This window comes from Streptomyces sp. NPDC033136 (assembly GCF_055578235.1).
The window spans coordinates 39,346-58,436 of record NZ_JBVIPD010000015.1 but is presented as its reverse complement, the minus strand read 5'-3'; the positions used below and the strand labels follow the sequence as shown (position 1 = coordinate 58,436).

Below are 19,091 nucleotides of genomic sequence, written 5' to 3'. Positions count from 1 at the left end.
GAGCGCCGCCGAGGCCACGGCCGAGCTGGTCCCGGCCGAAGGCAAGAAGATGGTCCGGCGGAAGAAACCCAAGAAATAGGACGCCCCCGCTCACGCAGGCCGTCCCACGGCAGCCCGGGCGGGTGACGTGCCATGCCCCGAGTAACAGAAAAACCCCAGGTCAGCAGCTATCTAACCTGGGTTCCTCGGAGCCCCCTGTCGGATTCGAACCGACTACCTACGCCCGTCGATGTCGAGCACCGTGCCGTACAGCCGGTCCACCTTCATCCGGATGACCACCCGGCGCTCGGCAACCAACTCTTCCAGGAACGCAGCTTCATCTTCGGGCCTCCCTGCCTTCGGGATCATCCCGAGCAGTTCCTGCCCGACCGCGTCCCCAGGAACAGTCGTGCTCTCAGAGACCACGCTCTCGCCTTCAGCCACGGCAAACGACCACACGTCGCCGCCTGACACGTGCAGCGCCGCACGTGGGTTGCGCCGCAGGTGCTGGACTTTGACCCGGTCGGCCGTGGTCGAGAACCGCAAAATGCGCGCTCCTGGGTCCCAGCTGTACGCCATGGTTGTCAGGTGGGGGTGGCCACTGCGCTTGATGGTGGCGAGCGTGCCGAACTGCTGCTGGCCAAGCAGGCTGGAGAGGGCTTCGTCGGACAGTGCGCGAGGCGCTGGTCGTTGAGTCATGAAGTGATCAACATCCCTGGCCGTCCAGCAATTTCATGGACTCCATAAGCCCAACGCCCACTTTCGCAACACGCCGACTCATGCCCGCAAGGCTCACACACCGCACTGACCATCAGCCGAGCGCAGTCGAAGCCGTCATCCCAGGTGAACCCGCGTGCCTCCCCGGGTGATGACCCACCCTCCGCCAGTGCCTTCCCGACCAGGCTGCCTTCAGATTCTGCGAACCCGCTGGTTTCCACCTACCCGTGGCGCTACGCCCCCGACGGGCCGGCCACGCGCCGCCGACTGCGCGCCCGTGGCTTACGTCCGGGCGGGCAGCCGATCGCGGCTCGGGTGCTGCGCCCGCGCTACCGGCGCGGCCCACTGGTCGCCTACCTCTACCGCGTCGACCGTGCCAAGCCGGTCCGCCCGATGACGCCGGGCAAGCGGGCCGCCTGACCGCTACAGGTCCAGCAAGTTCAGCACGGCATCCAGGGCGCGGTTTCTCCTGCGATGCGCCTTGCTGCAGAAACTCCGCCTGCGCCAACGGCTGTGCGGCTGTTGGACCGGCGCATTGCACCACTTGCACGGCCGCGTCCGGATCTCGGATCCCCAACCCATACCCAGAACCGTAGCGGCCTTCCCCGGGGTCCGTCCGTCCACCTCCTACAGCGACGAACCGGCCCCGCCTTCCTCCCATCGGAAGGGAATCTCAGTGAAGCACCCCGACGACGAGAACGAACTCCTCAACCGACTCGAAGCCGAGATGGCAGCCGACCCCCGTCGCAGCCCGCAGCATCAAGGCAGGCGGCAGCGTCATGAAGGGCTACGACGCGAGCGATCTGCACGACGCGTGGCAGCGCTACTGCCCACCCCCCGCCGAAAGTCCGCTACTTCCGCCACCTCCGCTTCCGGGCAGGTCAGAGCCACCGCATCGTCGGCGAGAACGTGGCCACGCTCGTGGACCCGCCGAGCATCGACGAGATCGAGGCCAACCCCATCACCAAGGCCGGTACATCCGCTCCAGGTGCTCGGGCTGCAACGCGAACCGTGGCAGCGTGTTCTCACGGCCGGACGGACGCCCGCTTGACCCACGCGCGGGCCGGCACCGTTCTCAACGAGCTGGGCGTGGACATGCCCGCGATTATGGAGATCCTCCGACACACCCAGATCAGCCACACCCGGCGGTACGTGAAGGGCCGATCCCACCTGTCCAAGGACGCCATGCGACGCATGGGCGAGCTCTTCGTACCCGCGCCGTCGACCCCGTTTCCAGGCCCCACTGAGACCAGGACTGAGACCGCCGACACCCGCGCGGCCCCCGCCCGGCGCCGCCGCATCCGCATCCGCATCCGCTGACGACGAAACCCCAGGCCAGAGTGCATCTGACCTAGGGTCCCAGGAGAGCCCCCTGTCGGATTCGAACCGACGGCCTACGCATGACAGGTCGCCCGATCTTGCTCCGGGGTGTCCGCCGGAGTCCGCGAAGCGTGAGTCATCGCCGCAGACAGGTCCTCCTACTTTGAAGGACGGCTCGCCCAAGCGGCAGCAAGGGTCCCGAACCACTCGCAACTTGTTGCATGCGTACGGTCGGCGGGATTGGTCGACGCAGCTCTCCACCGTGCACGCATCGGCGCTCCGCCTCAAAGAGCTTGATGTGGAACGCAGCCGGTTGCAGATGCCTACTTGGCTAGTTCATCGATCCGCCAACCAATGATTCCGGATGATCCCGCAAGGCCATCGACGTCGATCTCGATCTGTGCCGGGACATCCGTAATACGTTGACGGACTGGGACGCTGTCGCACGCCACGGTCTGCCGTGCCGGGCGTTTCACGGTCACGGTGAGGCGGACGTCCCCTGCTCCCGAGCAGACAACCGCCAGCGTGTAGGACTTTCCATTCGACAAGGCCGGGCGGGTGTGGATTCCGTCGCTTGCGCGCTCCAATCCCGACTCTACGAACAAGTCGCCCGTTTCGTCCGCCTCCCCCATCCCTAACGCCTCTTCCGCCCGCTTCTCCAGAATCTTCCTCTGGTCACTTGTTCCAGAGGGCGAAGCGCTCGGTTTGGGATTCTGCGACGGCTCGTCCCTATCCTCAGAGTCACTACTGCACCCAACGACGAAAGCAGCAGACAGGATCGGGACGAGAAGGGTCGCACAGCGGCGTGTGAACCGTTTGCCGTGGATCTTGTCCGGGTTTCTCAGATCCCGTCTCCCCAGATCAGAGTGCATGTCGTGGTCCCACCGGTGACGCCGCATACAGGGAACTCCAAAGCCGCCCGCGCCGGTACCTGCCCCGCAGCGTGATCCGCACGCGAGAACGTGCCTCAGCTCATACGCCCAGCCGGAGCTCACATGATCAGCGGGCGTCCCTGCTCCGCAGCGCCACGACCCCGACCGCCACCGCGCCCGCGGTCCACAGCACCAGGATGCCAAGACCGGTCCACGGCCCGAGAGTGCCCGGCAGTTGCTCGACCTGCGCGATCCGAATGCCCGCCGAGTCCGGGAAGTACTGCGCGACCGTCTGCGTTTTCGGCAGCGACCCCAGGATCGGCGAGACCAGGAAGAAGAACGGCATCAGCAGTCCCAGCGCGAGCAGAGGGCTGCGCAGTACGGTCGCCGCGCCCATCGCGAACACCGCGAGCAGCGCCATGTACAGCCCTGCCCCGAACACGGCACGCAGCACGCCCGGCTCCCCGAGCGAGGTGCCGTACGGGCCGAGGGCTGCCTGCCCCACTCCGTACGCGGTGAACGACGTCACCTGCCCGGTGAGCAGGGCGGCCCCGCCCACGACGGCGGCCTTGCAGCCGAGCAGCAGACCTCGTCGCGGCACGGCGTGCAGCGACGTGCTGATCAAGCCGCTGCTGTACTCTCCGGACACCGCCAGCACCCCGAACACGACCATCGCGAGCTGCCCCAGCACCATCCCCGCGAAGCTGGTGAACACCGGGTCCCCGGCGGGGCTCGCGCCCTCCCCCGAGGAAAGCTGCCCGGAGGCGTACCGGGACAGCAGCGAGATGCAGAGAGCGAGCAGGACGGTGACCGCGAACGCGGAGAACAGGGTCCATGCGGTCGAGCGGACGGTACGGAGCTTGGTGAGCTCGGAGAGCAGCACCGCTGTGACCTTTCCCCGACCGGTCATCGTTGTCTCTGTCATGGTCAGGCTCCGTCCCGGGGGCGTTGGGCATCGGCACCGATGCGGTACTCGGTGGAGTCCGCGGTCAGTGTCAGGTAGGCGTCCTCCAACGACGCCCGCCGGGTGAACAGTTCGTGCAGCGTCACCCCGGCTCCCGCCGCCAGGTCGCCGATCGTCGCCGCCCGGGCATCACGTACCTCGAACACGCCGTGGTCCGGGGCGGACTCCACCGCCTCGTACTCCAGGTCCGCGCCCTTCAGCAACGGCTCCAGGTCCGCCGGGTGGGGTGTAGCGACGCGCACCACCTGCCGCGAGTGCCGATCCACGAACGCGGCCATCGGCATGTCGGCGAGCAGCCGTCCTTTGCCTATGACGATCAGGTGATCGGCGGACAGGGCCATTTCGCTCATCAGATGGCTGGAGACCAGGACCGTACGCCCCTCTTTCGCCAAGTCCCGCAGCAGATGCCGGATCCAGTGGATGCCCTCCGGGTCGAGCCCGTTGACCGGCTCGTCGAGGATCAGCACCGGCGGGTTTCCCAGCAGCGCGGCGGCGATACCCAGGCGCTGCCTCATCCCCAGCGAGAAACCCTTGACGCGGTGGTTCGCGGCGGCGGCGAGGCCGACGAGACCAAGCACCTCGTCGACCCGGGCGGCGGTGATGCGGTTGCTCTGCGCGAGCTGGAGCAGGTGATTGCGGGCGGTACGGCCGCCGTGGATCGCGCCGGCGTCGAGGAGCGCGCCCACCTCGCGCAGCGGGTCGGCGAAGTCGGCGCAGCGCCGGCCCGCCACAGTGGCGGTGCCGCGAGTCGGTCGGTCCAGGCCCAGGATCATGCGCATGGTGGTGGACTTGCCCGCGCCGTTGGGTCCCAGGAAGCCGGTCACCCGGCCCGGTCGCACCGTGAAGGTGAGATCGGACACCGCGGTGCGGCTTCCGTAGTGTTTGGTGAGGCTTGCGGCCTCGATCATGCGTGCTCCCGGCGGTCCAGAAAGATACGGCGGTCCAGCAGCTGTTCGACATGCTGCGGCTCGTGGGCGGTCAGGAGGACGGTGCGCCCGTCGTCGCGGGCTTCCTTCAGCAAGAGCGCGAGTTCGTCGCAGGAGCCGGCGTCCAGGCCGTTGAACGGCTCGTCCAGGAGCAGCAGTCGGGGACGGTGAGTGAGCGCCGCCGCCAGCCCGACCTTCTTGCGGGTGCCCAGGGACAGGTCCCGGATGAGTGTGCCCGCCCAGTCCTCGGCACCGAAGCGTGCCAGCAGCGCGAGGCTGTCCTCGACTGGTACGCCCCACAGCCGTGCAGCGAACGCCAGGTGTTCATGGGACGTCAGGTACTCGTACAGCGGCGGATCGTCCTGGACGAAACCGCGCAGCGCCCGCACGGCGGCGGTGTCCGGTGCCTGTCCGGCAATCTCCGCGCTCCCTGAGGACGGTTCCAAGAGCCCGGCGAGAACCCGCAGCAGTGTGGACTTGCCGCAGCCGTTGGCCCCGGACAGCAAAGCGACCTCACCCTCGCCGACGTGCAGGTCGGCCCGGTCGACGGCGACCTTCTCCCCGAACCGTACGGTCAGGTCTTTCGTACGTATCACGCGTGCTTCCTCCATGACTTCCGCGGCAGCCGGTCCTGACCTGCCAGCCACCGCACGACGGCGACGAGGACGACGAAGGTGACGGCAAGCGGGACAGCAGCGGCGAGCGGGGACTTCGCGAGCAGCGATGTGGTCAGCAGCGCGGGTGCCATCAGCGCCGCGGTCAGCAGCGGCTGGAGCAGATCCGCCGTCCCGGACCTGTTGATCCGGGTCTGCGCGGCGCTCTCGGCGGCCGGTACGGCAAGTGCTGTCACCACCGCGGCAGCACCGCTCGCGACGCACGCGGCGAGCCATCCGGCGGCCAGCGGCAACGCGGGGTCCCGGAACAGCAGCAGCCATCCGGCAACGGCCGGGGCGGTCAGCACGGCCACCACCCCGGCGAACGCGACGATCTTTCCTGCGAGCAGCGCCCCGTAGGGCAGCGGGGACTGCAGCAGCAGATCGGCGCAGCCCCGCTCGGCCTCCAGGCCCGACGTCTGGACAGCCTCGTCCGAGGCCAGCGCCGCCATGCCGACCACCACGCCCACCGCTCCGGTGAGGGGCAGCCCCGGCAAGCCGTCCCCGCCCGGCAGAAGATGACCCACCCCGACGCCCAGCAGCAGGACCGCGCCGAACGCGACCCGGCGCAGCCCGCCGGTAAGCGTGTGCGCCCCCCGCAGGATGCTCCGGATCTCCTTGGCAGCGATCAGTGCGGCGGGCGAGCGGCCCGGGCGGAAGCTCTCGGGGCGCCCATGCACCCGCGTCCCATGCGGGTCCGCCTCGCGCAGAACCCGCCCGTGCCCCGCCCGTACGAACCCGAGGGCGGCGAGGGCGCCGAGGGCAGCGGCGGGCAGCCACATCGCCGCGAGGACCGGGACGGCGCCGCCCTCGAGCAGGGCGTCCCACCAGGCGGGGCGCAGCCCGGTGAGCGTGTCCACGCCGAGTCGGGAGAGTACGGTCGCCGTGTCCTCCTTGCCGCCCACGGGCAGGAGCACTCGGGCGAGCGGAACAGTGGCTGTCCCGAGCACGACCCCCGCGACCGCGACGAGTACGAGCGTACGGAGCTGCGCAGCCCGCACCGGGATCAGCAGATACCCGGCCGCGACGGCCAGTTGCGCCGCACCGCCCAGGGCGACCGTGCCCCACACCAGGGCGACCGTGAGTTCCGCGGGCGGCCCTTCCAGCCAGAACGTCAGGAAGACGGTCCCGGCCACGCCTACGCCGGCCAGGGACAGCAGGGCGGGGGCGACGAGCCGTACGAACAGCAGTTGCCCGGCGCTCACCGGCAGAGTGCGCAGCACATGAAAGTCGCTCGGGAACATCACCTGCCGAACCTGACCGAGCCGCACCGACGCCGCCAGCGCCACAAGGGCGGCGACCACGGGCATCCATCCGTACGCCGTGACGCGCGCGACGTCCACCTCCCGCGCGGGCAGGAAATGCCCGGCCAGGGCACCGACTCCGGCAGCCGCCGCCAGGCCGACCAGCGCGCCGAGGGCATAGCAGCAGGCGACCGCGACCAGCGCCCAGCGGGGCGTGGGGCGTCCCTGCAGCAGGTTCAGGGAACGGCGCTGGTCGGTCAGAGCCAAGTGGAACGATCCCCGCAGAAAGGGAGATGCCATCAGGGAGTTCAGGTCCTTCCGGGCAGCAACGCGGCGCCGACGGTCGCGATGGTCCCGACGAAGAACGCTCCGGCGAGGGCAATCAGGATCCCCGTGGACGGCAACAGCATGCCGGCCATGGCGAGGAACGAACCGACGCAGCCGCTGATCGCGATCAGCAGAGCCTGCCCCGTCTTGAGAATGGCGGCGATGAACGCGAGCAGGACCAGCACGAGCGGGAAGCCGATCCACGCGTACTGCATGGCGTCCTGGATCTGGACGACGGTCGCCCGCGCGGACTCGGTCACCTGCGACGATGTGTGGACGGCGGTGACAACGTCGTCACGGCTGGAAGCGTAGACGGCTGCCCGCGCCCAGCCGACGAGGGTCGTGAACGCGGCCGCGGCGGGCAGCACGCGCCGACTCCATACCAGGGGACTTCCCTGCTTCCCTGGTTGCTGGCCGTCCGGCTTCTCCACTCGTTTCTCGTCTTGTTCCGTCATGGGCACAAAGTCTCCTGAAGGACGCCAGGTGGCTGGTGTTTTGCGAGTCGGCAGATAGCGAGACGACATTCGACTCGAAGATAGGCATTTCTCCCCAAAATCGCCTGCATCACAATGGGAATCCTTCCGCTGACACCAGCCACCTAGAGCACGATCTGAGCCAGCGCCAGCAAAAACGGAGGCGTGACGGCACAGCCCCCGACCCGCAGCGCGCCGAGTTCGGGAGCCGCCTTCCGCAGCACCCAGCCGGTGGCGAGGGCGAGGAGCAGCAGCCCCGGATCGGGGCGGGTCAACCAGTCCATCAGGCTCGCACTCGGTACCGGAGTGAAGGTCAGGGCGACCAACACGACTGTACGCGCCACCAGATACAGCGCGAACACGCCACCGACGAGATGCCGCAGACGTCGGAACTCCACGTCGCATCCCAGCCCCCGGCACAACCCTGCCGTGGCCGCCGCGATGAGCAGGACCCCCGCTGTGTACACGAGGACGTTGAGCACCGAACCTGCGGCGACCGCGGCCCATGTGCCCAGGCTGACTTCCTGCTCGGTCGCGTCCGGCAGCGCTGCGGCGACCTCGTCGTGAAACACGTCACGCAGCCGGAACATCAGCAGCGCCAGCAGCGGCGCGACGGCCAGAAGCGACAGCGCCTGCGTCCGGCGGGGTGCGGTGGCGTTCACAGGGTGCTCACCCACGTTTCTATGGTTGCGGCTACGAGAAGCAGGACCAGGCAGATGCACAGCAGCCCGGTCGAGTCGGTCAACACGTCCCGGATACGGGGACGCTGCACCCGGTCTCCGGTGAGGTGCCGAACCAACGCCGGCAGCGGGGCGATACCCGCGGCCACCGCGACGGCGATGGCGGGGAGTTCAACGACGGCGTGCGGCAGTACGTGTGCCGCCATCACGGACGGACCGGCCACGGTGTATGCCTTGCCGAGCCCCAGCCCCGTCAGCGTGCCGGAGATCAGGGTGAACAGCAGGGTGAAGACGCCGAGCGTGATCACGCCGCCGAACGCGAGAAGCGCCACGGAGGCGTTGGCGCTGAAGATGTGCCACCAGGTGGCCAGGCCGGGCTGAGCCGGGTTCGTCTCCACTCCGGAGCCCTCACCGACGCCGATCGCCGCACCGGCGGCCATGGCGCCGAACCAGAGGAGCGCGCCGGACAGTAGCGCGAGACGCTGTCTGCGTACGAGGCCGACCGTCCAGCCGACCGCCCAGCTGCTAATGGCAGGCATGTCCCGTACCGCTTCCTGTCGTTGTCTCCGTCGGATTGGTGTGGGGTTACGCGAGGTTCGGCCGGGTGCATGGGCATCAACTGCCCAACACCCAGCCTCCCCCGAGGGGTTACTTGACGACAGCCTTCTTGCCGGCGGCAGCGACGGCCTGACGCAGCAGGAACAGGCCCCATCCGCCGGCCGCGGTGACGCCGCCGAAGACGGAAAGCGCGGCGGCGATGCTCATGCCGCTCATGATCGCGGTGTAGGCAGCGCCAGCGTTGGCGGCGTTGAAACCGAAGTAGCCGACCAGAACCGCAGGGGCCACGACGCCCAGCATCAGCAGCGCGCTGCCGGCGACGGCGACGCCGACACCGGCGACGGCGGCACGGCCATAGGACTTCTTCATGACATTCCTCCAGGAGACGTAAACGGAAACGGCCAATAGGCTGGCGCAGGGCGCCCCGTCCCGATGACGGCGGGACGGGCCCGCTCCGCTCAGCGCTGCCTGGCCGGTAAGCACGCTGCCACGGCTCGGCCCAGTGCCACCATCCGCTCTTCGACCCCCTCCGATGGAAGGGTGCCTCCCGTTCCGACCTGTGCACCTTGAAAAAACGTCACTGCTGCTTCACGAGTTCTGCTAAGTTGCCCAGCGGTGAACTTGACCCTTCACCGTTTCAAGGGGGAGAAGCTCAACCGTGCTCCAAGTGTTGATAGGGGACGACGACCTGCTGCTGCGCTCGGGGCTCCAGCGCATTTTCGAGGCCGAGTCTGACATCGAGGTTCTGGGGACCTGCGACGGTCGGGATACCGTCGCCTCCGCACTGCGGTACCAACCGAATGTCGTCCTGGTCGACCTACACATGACGAATGCCGACGGGCTCTCCGTCCTGTCGGAGCTACAGCGTCGCACCGAGGGGACGGCGATCGCGGCGTTGACCGGGCACGTGGTGGACCAGGAAATCGCTGCCGCGTTGAATGCGGGGGCAGTGGGCTACCTGCTGAAGGACACCACGCCGCGCGTTCTGGTCAACGCGGTACGACTGCTGGCTTCTGGCGGAGCGGCATTCTCATCGACGGTCGCTTCCCGTGCCTTCTCCGTCATTCCGCACAGCGAACAGCACCATGCGCCGGCTCACCTTGGCCTGAGCAAGCTCACCGTCCGGGAGCGCGAGGTGCTCGACCTGATCCCTGACGGGCTGTCGAACAATCAGATCGGCCACCGACTCGCCATGCGACCGACTACCGTCAAGGATCATGTGAGTTCCATTCTCGCCAAGCTGGGCCTGGCCAACCGCGTGCAGGCCGCCGTCTACGCCAGCCAAGCACCGGCCGCAGTCCCTGACCCCGGCACCTTGACTGCGTCGGTTGCTCGTCAGGCTCACTCCGAGATGGTCGGGTAGCCCGGAGCGTCTCAGATGCCGTTGGCGAATTCGGCGGACGGCCGACAAGTGGTGCGAGAGTCTCAGCGACACGCCGTGCACGCGGCGTGTCGCTGAGACGGTACGGACACTCGGCTCCCGCCGCGCGGGGTTCGCCAACAGCATCCGTCTCAGCCCGGGGCTCCCCACCACCAGGACGAAATCGTCGCATCATGCCGTGGGTCGGATCAGGTCGACCGTAGAGGATTGCGGCAAGGGCGGCAGGACGGCGGCGGGTATGCCTATGGACGTGGTGTGGCCGGACGGCGCCGCACACCGAGGCTGAGCGCTACGCAGTCCGACCCGGGCGTCCACGCGATGTCTACCGGCGCCGTCGTGCCGCTGTTCAATGGGTGTCGTCACTGCGGGCTGGGGGCTGCGGCTCTACTGCGTGGGATCGAGCCCACCCTCGTCGAACTCAGGCGGGCGGCCTCGGCATGGCGGTTGGGCGCTGGGTTGCGGCCAGTGTGCTGGATGCGGGTGAACAGCACGCGGGCGGGTCGGCGGACGCTGGTCAAATCGGGCTGGGCAGCGGCTTCCTTGGAGGAGCTGGTGGGTGGCCGCGGGCTTCGGCGGCGGCGAGGACGGTGGCGAGCGCGGGCCAGGCCGGGTCGGCGGCTGTCTGGAGGTGCTGGACGGCCTGGCGGGCTGCGTCGGCCTGGCGGGCGTGGTGCTTGGCTTCGCGCCAGCGCCCGGCGGTGATGGCGGCCCAGACGAGGGCCGCGACCAGAGCGGCCGGTGCGCTGCCGTCGGGGCCGGTGGCGGTGTGCACGATGTCGCGTGCCGCGCTGCGCAGGGCCTATGCGCCCGCACCGGCCCCAGCGGCGGCTTCGATCTCGGGCGCAAGCCGAAGGCCCTGGGTGTGGACCGACGCGCGGGTCGCCAGGTGGGAGCAGCCGGGTGAGAAGCCCTCCCCTGCCATGGTCTGGACGCCCGAACAGACTGGCGCGTTCCTCGACTTCCTCGCCGGGGACCGGATGTACGCGATGTGGTCAAGACGGACAGCGGCTTCCGCGTGGTCGCGCCCGACGACGACACCGTCAACGTCCTGAAGCGCCACCGCGAACAACAGGATGCGGACCACGAGGAGTGGGGATCCGCCTGGGGCAAGACCGGCATGGTCTTCACCCAGGAAGACGGCTCCTGGCTCCACCCCGGGAAGGTGACCGACCTCTTCGAGCGCCTCGTCGCCGCCTCCGGGCGGCTCCCGTCGATCGGCTGCACGATCTTCGGCACGGGGCGGCCACGCTCATGCTCGCCGCCGGCACCGGCGTGAAGATCGTGTCGGACACACTCGGGCACAGCGACACTGATCACGCGGGACATTTGCCGGAGCGTCCCGCTGCAGGTGGGCAGGAACGCGGTCGAGGCCACCGCCAGGCTGGTGCCGCTTCAGCGGAAGACCGAGGCACAGCAGGCCCGCAGGGCCGCCAAGAAGGCCAAGGACAAGGCGAAAGCCGAGGCCAGGGCCAAGAAGAAGCAATCTCACGGCACCCCGGCCGTGTGACGCGCCATGCCCCGAGCAACACAAAAGGCCAGGTCAAAGGCTATGTGACCTGACCTTTGCAGAGCCCCCTGTCGGATTCGAACCGACGACCTACGCATTACAAGTGCGTTGCTCTGGCCAGCTGAGCTAAGGAGGCCCGTACGCGGGGTGACCCCGTACGTGCCCGAGCAGTGTACCCAGGTCCCCGAGGGCCGCTGTCGAAAATTTCCGCGAAGTTCACAGGCCCGGAACTACTGACAGACGTATGAACGCCAGGTACCGTCCTGAGCCAGTTCACACGCGTGGACTACACCACAACGGAACACCGTCGTGGCACCGCCTTCCTACTCGGATCGTCCGGCACGTTCCTGCCGGTAGAAGGGGTTCATTCACCATGGCCACTGTCTCGTTCGACAAGGCGACCCGGATCTACCCGGGTTCCACCAAGCCCGCCGTCGACGCGCTGGAGATCGACATCGAGGACGGCGAGTTCCTCGTCCTGGTCGGCCCGTCCGGTTGCGGCAAGTCCACCTCGCTCCGCATGCTCGCGGGGCTCGAGGACGTCAACGGCGGCGCCATCCGCATCGGTGACCGCGACGTCACGCACCTGCCGCCGAAGGACCGGGACATCGCCATGGTGTTCCAGAACTACGCGCTGTACCCGCACATGACGGTCGCCGACAACATGGGCTTCGCGCTCAAGATCGCCGGCGTCAACAAGGCGGAGATTCGGCAGAAGGTCGAGGAGGCCGCGAAGATCCTCGACCTCACGGAGTACCTGGACCGCAAGCCGAAGGCGCTCTCCGGTGGTCAGCGCCAGCGTGTCGCCATGGGCCGCGCCATCGTGCGTGAGCCGCAGGTGTTCCTCATGGACGAGCCGCTGTCCAACCTGGACGCCAAGCTCCGTGTCTCGACGCGTACGCAGATCGCCTCGCTCCAGCGCCGCCTGGGCATCACCACCGTCTACGTCACCCACGACCAGGTCGAGGCCATGACGATGGGCGACCGCGTGGCGGTCCTCAAGGACGGTCTGCTCCAGCAGATCGACACCCCGCGCAGCATGTACGACAAGCCCGCCAACCTCTTCGTGGCCGGCTTCATCGGCTCCCCGGCGATGAACCTCGTCGAGGTGCCGATCACCGACGGCGGTGTGATGTTCGGCAAGTCGGTCGTTCCGGTGCAGCGTGACGCGATCGCCGCCGCCACCGACAAGACCGTCACCGTCGGCGTCCGCCCCGAGCACTTCGAGGTGGCCGGCGCGGACGCCGAGCTGGGCCTCGCGGTGACGGTGAACGTGGTCGAGGAGCTGGGCGCCGACGCCTACGTGTACGGCACCGCCCAGGTCGGCGACGACGCCAAGGACCTCGTCGTCCGTGTCAGCGGCCGTGACGTCCCGGAGAAGGGCAGCACGCTGCACGTCGTGCCGCGCTCCGGCGAGAGCCACGTGTTCTCTACCTCCACGGGCGCTCGCCTGTCCGACTGACCTCTGGCGAACGCACAACGCCGGGTGATTCACCCGGGTTGACGAAGAGGGCCCCGCAGCCTGCTGCGGGGCCCTTCTCGTTGTCGACAAATACCCCGGCAGACCGGACGTTTCGAGCAGTGTGCGTCAACCCCCTACCCACGAAGGGGCACTCTCTCATCCCCCGAACCGGTGACTAAATGTCTACAAACCATTACCGGGCGCTACCCTCACACGCGTGAAGCACTCCAACACCCCACAGACGCGACGCGGCCGGGGCCCCGCCCGCCGGATCGGCCGCACCCTCGCATTCGTCCTGCCCGTCGTCCTGGTGCTCTCCGGGACCCTCGCGGTCACCCGAGTCAACTGGTCGGGGAACTCCACCGATCCGGTGCTCACCGCCGCGGACACCTCCGTCGGCACTCCACGGGCCGCCAAGCGCGCCCCGCAGGACGTCCTGCGGGACAAGCTGCTGACGGAACTGCAGGAGGAGAACCCGGGCGTCGCCCTCACCCACCTCCAGCAGGCCGTCAACGGCCGCCCGTCGCTGGCGAAACACTGCGCGTCCATTGCCCGCGCCCTCGGCCAGGCCGCCGTCCGCGTCTACGGCCCGACCCGCGCCCAGTCCTACGCCCGCCCGGTCTGCGACACCGCCTTCGCCACCGGCGTCGCCGCCGCGCACGGCTGAGCGCACCACCCTGCCACCGGGTGGGAAGTCCGTAACGGCCGACCCGGCAAGGGTCGTCAGCCGCTGTCCCGGGCGGGACGCCACGTACAGTTCGGTCTCATGAGCGATCCGAGCGCCGCGTCCCGCCCCGTTCAAGCCGTCGTTCTGGCCGGAGGCCAGGGCTCCCGGCTGCGCCCGTACACCGACGACCGGCCCAAGCCGATGGTCGAGATCCCCGGGACGGGGACTCCGATCATCGGCCATCAGCTGTCCTGGCTCGCCGAAGAGGGCGTGACGGACGTGGTGGTCTCCTGCGGCCACCTCGCCGAGGTACTGCAGAAGTGGCTTGAGACGGCCGACCTGCCCGTCTCCGTCACGACCGTCGTGGAGTCGGAGCCGCTCGGACGCGGCGGCGGTCTGAAGTACGCCGCGGCGCGTCTCCCGCACCCCGACCAGCCCTGGTATGCCACGAACGGGGACATCTGGACGCGGTTCTCGCTGCGGGACATGGCCGACTTCCACACCGAGCGGGACGCGGTCGCGACGCTGGCGCTGGCCCGTCCCCGGCTGCCGTGGGGCGCGGTGAAGACGGACGGTTTCGGCCGCATCACGGACTTCATCGAGGCCCCGCCGTCGACCTTCGAGATCAACGCGGGTGTGTACGTCTTCTCCCCCGAGTTCGCGGGGCTGCTGCCCGGACGCGGGGACCATGAGCGCACGACGTTCCCGCGGCTGGCCCGCGAACGGCGGCTGGCCGGGTTCACGATCCCCCAGGGGTCCTACTGGCGTGCCATCGACACGGCGAAGGACCTGACGGAGGCCGCGAAGGAACTGGCCGGGCTGGGACGCTGACAGCCCGGGCACAACCCCGCGCCCCTGGGACACGCGAAGGGCCCGCACCTCGAAGTAGTCGAGATGCCGTTGGCGAATGCTGCGCGGCGGGAGCCAAGTGTCCGCACAGTCTCAGCGACACGCCGCGTGCACGGCGTGTCGCTGAGACTCTCGCACCACTTGCCGGCCGTCCGCCGAATTCGCCAGCGGTATCCGAAGTAGTCGAAGGTGCGGGGCCCTTGTGCTGCCCGGGGCCTGCGGCTAGCCCAGCAGGCCGCCCACCAGGCCGGGGCGGCCCGTGGAGGAGGATCCGCCGTCGCCCGAGCCGCCGGTCGAGCCCGCGCCGCCCGTCGCCGTGCCGCCGGAGGTGGGGCCGGACGAGGTGCTGGGTGCCTGCCCCTCCGGGGAGGGCTGCTGCGGCGGGGCCTGGCCGACGGTGCCCTGGGTCTGGCTCGGGGAGCCGCCGGTGACCGTGCCGGCGTCCCGGGTGGCCTCCGGCGGCCTGGTCGTGGTGCCCGCGCTGGGGCTGGCCGAGCCGGCCGTGGCGCCCTGGGTGGGCGAGAAGGAGGCCGACGGGGTCCGCTTCTCGTCCTGCCGCTCGCCGGGTTCGGCCGGGAGCGGGGAGCCGGGCAGTTCGTTGCGCGGGGCCTCGCCGGGGCCCGGGACGACGATCCGGTCGGCGTCACGGACCGCGCCGCCGAGCAGCGAGCCGACGAGCAGGGTGAGACCGGTCGCGACGGCGGTGACGAGGGCACCCCGGCGCAGTACGTAGCGGCGCAGGTCCCAGATGTCGGCGCGGGGCCCGAGGCGGCGCCAGGCTCTGCCGGCCAGGCGGCCGTCGACGGAGTAGACGGGCGCACCGGCGATGATCAGCGGGGACCAGGCGGCGAGGTAGATGATGTCGGGGGTCTCGTAGGCGGGGACGCTCTTCCAGCTGACGGTGACCAGCAGCGCAGCCGACAGCAGGGCGCCGAAGGCGGCGGCGACGCGCTGCCAGCAGCCCAGGACCGTCAGGACGCCGACGATGACCTGCGCGAAGGCGATGACCAGGCCGGAGCCCACCGGGTGTTCGAGGGCGAACTGGCGCAGCGGCTCGGCGACGTCCCAGGGATGCAGGGTGTTGAGCCACTTGACCATGGAGCCGCGCTTGCCGCCGTCGAAGTAGACGGGGTCGCACAGCTTGCCCATGCCGGCGTAGATGGAGATGAAGCCGAGGAAGACCCGCAGCGGGACCAGGACGACGCCGAGGTTCATCCGGCGGCCCGGGTAGTAGGAGTGCCGGGCCGGGTCGTCGCCGTGGCGCTTGACGCGCCGCCCGGACTCGTCCGCCTCGGCGGGGTCCTCGAACTCCCCGTCCGCGTAGGCGGGTTCGTCGTAGGCGCTGCCGACGGTGCGCATGGAGGGCAGCAGCCGGGTGCCGGCGGCGGGGTCGTGGGTGCGCTGGGGTCCGACGACCGGGGTCTCGACGGTCTGGGTGAGGTCGTCCTCGTAGCCGTCGCCCGGGTATCCGGCGCCGGCGTACCCGGCACCCTGGTGTCCGGGGGTGTCGTAGCCCGGGCCCACGCGGTCGATGACCTGGGTGGCTCCGGTGTCGGAGGCGGGCTCGTCGGCGTGGCGGACGCTCTCGTGCCGCACGGCCTGCAGGAGCCGGTGGGCGCCGGTGTCGTCGGGCTCGGATCTGCCGCTCCAGACGACCGGCCGGCGCCGGGCGGCGGCCCCGTCCGCCACGCCCCCGGCGGTGACGACGGGGATGCGGGCGGTGTCCTCGGTGGCGGTCAGATGCCGTGCGACCCGTGAGGACTGGACGCGAGGCGTCGATACGCCCAACTGCACGCGGAAACTCGCGTGGTTGACGATCACCTGTGCCGGGTCGCTCGGCACCTTCACCATGCTCAGCGCGGGAGCGTCGTCGAGTCCCGACGAGCGGTCCCCCGTGGGTGTGCGGGGTGTTCTGGTGTCCACACTCATCTAACCGAGTGACGTCGGGTTAGGACACTGCTTTGACCCGCCGGATGTGTCCGGACCCCGTCAAGCTTGCCCTCCTCGCCCCGATGACCCCGCAATTACCCCGTACGGGTGAAGCGGCGGACTTCTGTTCAGGCGCGTCGGCGGGCCGCCTCGTAGAGCACGATGCCTGCCGCCACACCGGCGTTGAGCGACTCGGCACCGCCCGGCATCGGGATCCGCACCCGGTGGTCGCAGGTCTCCCCGACCAGCCGGGACAGCCCCTTGCCCTCGCTGCCGACGACGATGACGACGGGCCCGCCCAGGGCCTCCAGTTCACCGAGTTCGGCCTCACCGTCGGCGGCGAGACCGACGACCACGATGCCGGCCTTCTTGTACGCCTCCAGCGCGCGCGTCAGGTTGGTGGCGCGGGCGACGGGCGTACGGGCGGCCGTACCGGCGGACGTCTTCCAGGCACCGGCCGTCATCCCGGCGGCCCGCCGCTCGGGCACGACGACGCCGTGCCCGCCGAAGGCGGAGACGGACCGGACGACCGCGCCGAGGTTGCGCGGGTCGGTCACCCCGTCGAGCGCGACGATCAGCGGGTCCTCGCCCGCGTCGGCGGCGGCGCCGGCGAGGTCCTCGGGGTGCGCGTACTCGTACGGCGGGACCTGGAGCACGAGGCCCTGGTGGTTGAGCCCGTTCGTCATCCGGTCGAGCTCGGGGCGGGGGGCCTCCATGAGGTTGATCCCGCCGCGCTCGGCGGCGAGCTGGAGGGCCTCACGGACGCGCTCGTCGTTGTCGATGAACTGCTGGACGTACAGCGTGGAGGCGGGCACGCCCTCGCGCAGCGCCTCGTAGACCGGGTTGCGGCCGACGACCAGCTCGGACGTGGACTTGCCGCCGCGGCCCCGGGGCGCGGGACGGCGCGCGGTCTGCCGCGCCTTGGCGGACGCGACACGGTTCTTCTTGTGTCCCTTGCGCATCTCGGCGGGCGGAGTGGGGCCCTTGCCCTCCAAGCCCTTGCGCCGCTGGCCGCCACTGCCGACCTGCGCGCCCTTCTTGCCGGACATGCGGCGGTTGTTGGCTGCCATGACCTACCTGTCTGTGGGTGCGGTGACGTACGTCTATGCAGTGTGCCGCCCTCAGGCCCGGGCGGCACAATCGATCTTCCGGAATCGATCTCCCGGATCGGGGTCGTCTCAGCGTGGGCCGAGGCTCCAGCGCGGTCCCTGCGGGCCGTCCTCGATGACCAGGCCGGACTGGCTCAGCTGGTCGCGGAGGGCGTCCGCGGTGGGCCAGTCCTTGCGGGCCCGGGCGGCCTCGCGCTGGTCGAGGACCATGCGGACGAGCGTGTCGACCACGCCGTGCAGGTCCTGACCCCGGTCGCTCTCCCCGGCCCAGTGCGGGTCGAGCGGGTCGAGGCCGAGGACGCCGAGCATCGCGCGGACCTCGGCGAGCCGGGCCACCGCGGCTTCCTTGTCGTCGGCGGCCAGCGCGCTGTTGCCCTGCCGGACGGTGGTGTGCACCACGGCGAGCGCCTGCGGCACGCCCAGGTCGTCGTCCATGGCCTCGGCGAAGGCGAGCGGAACCTCGGCGGCGGGCTCGACGGCACCGGCCTTCTCCACGACGCGCTGCACGAAGCCCTCGATCCGGGCGAACGCCGACTCGGCCTCGCGCAGGGCCTCCTCGCTGTACTCGATCATCGAGCGGTAGTGCGGGGTGCCGAGGTAGTAGCGCAGCACGATGGGCCGCCAGCGCTTGACCATCTCGCTGACCAGGACCGAGTTGCCGAGCGACTTGGACATCTTCTCGCCGCTCATGGTGACCCAGGCGTTGTGCAGCCAGTACTGGGCGAAGTCGTCGCCGTAGGCCTTGGCCTGCGCGATCTCGTTCTCGTGGTGCGGGAAGACCAGGTCGAGGCCGCCGCCGTGGATGTCGAAGGCGGTCCCCAGGTACTTGTGCGCCATCGCCGAGCACTCCAGGTGCCAGCCGGGGCGGCCGCGGCCCCAGGGGGTCTCCCAGCTGGGCTCCCCCGGCTTCGCCGACTTCCACATGGCGAAGTCCCGCGGGTCGCGCTTGCCGGTCTCGCCGGCGCCGGACGGCTGCTGGAGGTTGTCCAGCTCCTGGTTGGACAGCTTCAGGTACCCCGGGAAGGAGCGCACGTCGAAGTAGACGTTGCCGTCGGCCTCGTAGGCGTGCCCACGCTCGATGAGGCCGCGCATCATCTCGACCATCTCGGTGATGTGGCCGGTGGCACGCGGCTCGTAGGTCGGGGGCAGGCAGCCGAGGGCGTGGTAGCCGTCGTTGAACGCCCGCTCGTTCTCGTAGCCGATGGCCCACCATGGGCGGTTCTGGTCGGCCGACTTGGCGATGATCTTGTCGTCGATGTCCGTCACGTTCCGCACGAACGTGACGTCGTAGCCGCGGTGCTCGAACCAGCGGCGCATGATGTCGAAGTTCAGCCCCGACCGGATGTGTCCGATGTGGGGTGCGGCCTGCACGGTGGCACCGCACAGGTAGATCGAGACACAACCCGGGGTGAGCGGGGAGAAGTCACGGATCTGCCGGGCGCTGGTGTCGTACAGGCGAATAGTCACGACACCA

17 protein-coding genes, 1 tRNA gene and 5 pseudogenes are annotated in these 19,091 nt (G+C 69.7%); 8 read left to right on the top strand and 15 right to left on the bottom strand.

The features are described from left to right. Positions 1-213: 213 nt before the first annotated feature. Positions 214-678 carry a pyridoxamine 5'-phosphate oxidase family protein gene (locus ACZ5TL_RS25610; protein ID WP_468592637.1) on the bottom strand — a complete coding sequence of 155 codons (465 nt, stop codon included), beginning with the start codon at positions 676-678 and terminating at the stop codon, positions 214-216. A gap of 228 nt (positions 679-906) precedes the next feature. Here ACZ5TL_RS25610 and ACZ5TL_RS25605 point away from each other — a divergent pair. The 3 pseudogenes from ACZ5TL_RS25605 to ACZ5TL_RS25595 all read left to right on the top strand — a co-directional run. After that, positions 907-1,113, top strand: a pseudogene (locus ACZ5TL_RS25605) (RRQRL motif-containing zinc-binding protein); the annotation flags it as partial. Between the two features lie 323 nt (positions 1,114-1,436). Beyond that, a pseudogene (locus ACZ5TL_RS25600) lies at positions 1,437-1,574 on the top strand (DUF3631 domain-containing protein); the annotation flags it as partial. Between the two features lie 141 nt (positions 1,575-1,715). Then, positions 1,716-2,016, top strand: a pseudogene (locus ACZ5TL_RS25595) (tyrosine-type recombinase/integrase); the annotation flags it as partial. Between the two features lie 323 nt (positions 2,017-2,339). Here ACZ5TL_RS25595 and ACZ5TL_RS25590 read toward each other — a convergent pair. The 9 genes from ACZ5TL_RS25590 to ACZ5TL_RS25550 all read right to left on the bottom strand — a co-directional run bounded on the left by ACZ5TL_RS25590 (position 2,340) and on the right by ACZ5TL_RS25550 (position 9,082). Beyond that, positions 2,340-2,888 (bottom strand): hypothetical protein, encoded by a 549-nt coding sequence (locus ACZ5TL_RS25590; RefSeq protein ID WP_468592635.1) that lies wholly within the window; start codon positions 2,886-2,888, stop codon positions 2,340-2,342. Positions 2,889-3,015: 127 nt separating this feature from the next. Further along, positions 3,016-3,813, bottom strand: coding sequence for an ABC-2 transporter permease (locus ACZ5TL_RS25585; RefSeq protein ID WP_468592634.1), 798 nt, complete (start codon positions 3,811-3,813; stop codon positions 3,016-3,018). Between the two features lie 2 nt (positions 3,814-3,815). Beyond that, entirely contained in the window at positions 3,816-4,760 is a 945-nt protein-coding gene (locus ACZ5TL_RS25580; protein WP_468592633.1) for an ABC transporter ATP-binding protein, read from the bottom strand. After that, on the bottom strand, positions 4,757-5,374 hold the full coding sequence (locus ACZ5TL_RS25575; RefSeq protein WP_468592631.1) for an ABC transporter ATP-binding protein: 618 nt from the start codon (positions 5,372-5,374) through the stop codon (positions 4,757-4,759). Before ACZ5TL_RS25575 ends, ACZ5TL_RS25580 begins: the two co-directional genes overlap by 4 nt. Continuing rightward, positions 5,371-6,975 (bottom strand): hypothetical protein, encoded by a 1,605-nt coding sequence (locus ACZ5TL_RS25570; RefSeq protein ID WP_468592630.1) that lies wholly within the window; start codon positions 6,973-6,975, stop codon positions 5,371-5,373. Before ACZ5TL_RS25570 ends, ACZ5TL_RS25575 begins: the two co-directional genes overlap by 4 nt. Positions 6,976-6,983: 8 nt before the next feature. Next, positions 6,984-7,457: a hypothetical protein gene (locus ACZ5TL_RS25565; protein WP_468592628.1), complete on the bottom strand. Its 474-nt coding sequence runs from the start codon at positions 7,455-7,457 to the stop codon at positions 6,984-6,986. A 143-nt stretch (positions 7,458-7,600) separates the two neighbouring features. Continuing rightward, positions 7,601-8,137: a hypothetical protein gene (locus ACZ5TL_RS25560; RefSeq protein WP_468592626.1), complete on the bottom strand. Its 537-nt coding sequence runs from the start codon at positions 8,135-8,137 to the stop codon at positions 7,601-7,603. Then, entirely contained in the window at positions 8,134-8,694 is a 561-nt protein-coding gene (locus ACZ5TL_RS25555; RefSeq protein WP_468592625.1) for a stage II sporulation protein M, read from the bottom strand. Before ACZ5TL_RS25555 ends, ACZ5TL_RS25560 begins: the two co-directional genes overlap by 4 nt. Positions 8,695-8,803: 109 nt before the next feature. Then, positions 8,804-9,082 carry a hypothetical protein gene (locus ACZ5TL_RS25550; protein WP_356660482.1) on the bottom strand — a complete coding sequence of 93 codons (279 nt, stop codon included), beginning with the start codon at positions 9,080-9,082 and terminating at the stop codon, positions 8,804-8,806. 289 nt (positions 9,083-9,371) lie between these two features. Between ACZ5TL_RS25550 and ACZ5TL_RS25545 the strand changes: the two genes are divergently transcribed. Next, positions 9,372-10,076, top strand: coding sequence for a response regulator (locus tag ACZ5TL_RS25545; protein ID WP_468592624.1), 705 nt, complete (start codon positions 9,372-9,374; stop codon positions 10,074-10,076). Positions 10,077-10,453: 377 nt separating this feature from the next. Here the strand turns inward: ACZ5TL_RS25545 and ACZ5TL_RS25540 are convergent. Then, positions 10,454-10,890: pseudogene (locus tag ACZ5TL_RS25540) on the bottom strand (mobilization protein); the annotation flags it as partial. Between the two features lie 45 nt (positions 10,891-10,935). On the opposite strand from ACZ5TL_RS25540, the pseudogene ACZ5TL_RS25535 reads away from it, so the two are divergent. Beyond that, positions 10,936-11,601: pseudogene (locus ACZ5TL_RS25535) on the top strand (tyrosine-type recombinase/integrase); the annotation flags it as partial. A gap of 62 nt (positions 11,602-11,663) precedes the next feature. Here the strand turns inward: ACZ5TL_RS25535 and ACZ5TL_RS25530 are convergent. Continuing rightward, positions 11,664-11,737: transfer RNA gene (locus ACZ5TL_RS25530), tRNA-Thr, on the bottom strand. Between the two features lie 237 nt (positions 11,738-11,974). On the opposite strand from ACZ5TL_RS25530, the gene ACZ5TL_RS25525 reads away from it, so the two are divergent. The 3 genes from ACZ5TL_RS25525 (at position 11,975) to ACZ5TL_RS25515 (ending at position 14,561) form a co-directional block, all read left to right on the top strand. Next, positions 11,975-13,063: an ABC transporter ATP-binding protein gene (locus ACZ5TL_RS25525; protein WP_468592622.1), complete on the top strand. Its 1,089-nt coding sequence runs from the start codon at positions 11,975-11,977 to the stop codon at positions 13,061-13,063. Positions 13,064-13,280: 217 nt separating this feature from the next. Then, positions 13,281-13,730 (top strand): hypothetical protein, encoded by a 450-nt coding sequence (locus ACZ5TL_RS25520; protein WP_468592621.1) that lies wholly within the window; start codon positions 13,281-13,283, stop codon positions 13,728-13,730. Between the two features lie 99 nt (positions 13,731-13,829). Next, entirely contained in the window at positions 13,830-14,561 is a 732-nt protein-coding gene (locus ACZ5TL_RS25515; RefSeq protein ID WP_468592620.1) for a nucleotidyltransferase family protein, read from the top strand. A gap of 240 nt (positions 14,562-14,801) precedes the next feature. Here ACZ5TL_RS25515 and ACZ5TL_RS25510 read toward each other — a convergent pair whose 3' ends face one another. The 3 genes from ACZ5TL_RS25510 to cysS all read right to left on the bottom strand — a co-directional run bounded on the left by ACZ5TL_RS25510 (position 14,802) and on the right by cysS (position 19,084). Continuing rightward, positions 14,802-16,508 carry a DoxX family protein gene (locus ACZ5TL_RS25510; protein ID WP_468592619.1) on the bottom strand — a complete coding sequence of 569 codons (1,707 nt, stop codon included), beginning with the start codon at positions 16,506-16,508 and terminating at the stop codon, positions 14,802-14,804. A 128-nt stretch (positions 16,509-16,636) separates the two neighbouring features. Continuing rightward, on the bottom strand, positions 16,637-17,578 hold the full coding sequence (gene rlmB, locus ACZ5TL_RS25505) for a 23S rRNA (guanosine(2251)-2'-O)-methyltransferase RlmB (RefSeq protein WP_468592618.1): 942 nt from the start codon (positions 17,576-17,578) through the stop codon (positions 16,637-16,639). Positions 17,579-17,686: 108 nt separating this feature from the next. Then, on the bottom strand, positions 17,687-19,084 hold the full coding sequence (gene cysS, locus ACZ5TL_RS25500; RefSeq protein ID WP_468592617.1) for a cysteine--tRNA ligase: 1,398 nt from the start codon (positions 19,082-19,084) through the stop codon (positions 17,687-17,689). Between the last annotated feature and the right edge of the window lie 7 nt (positions 19,085-19,091).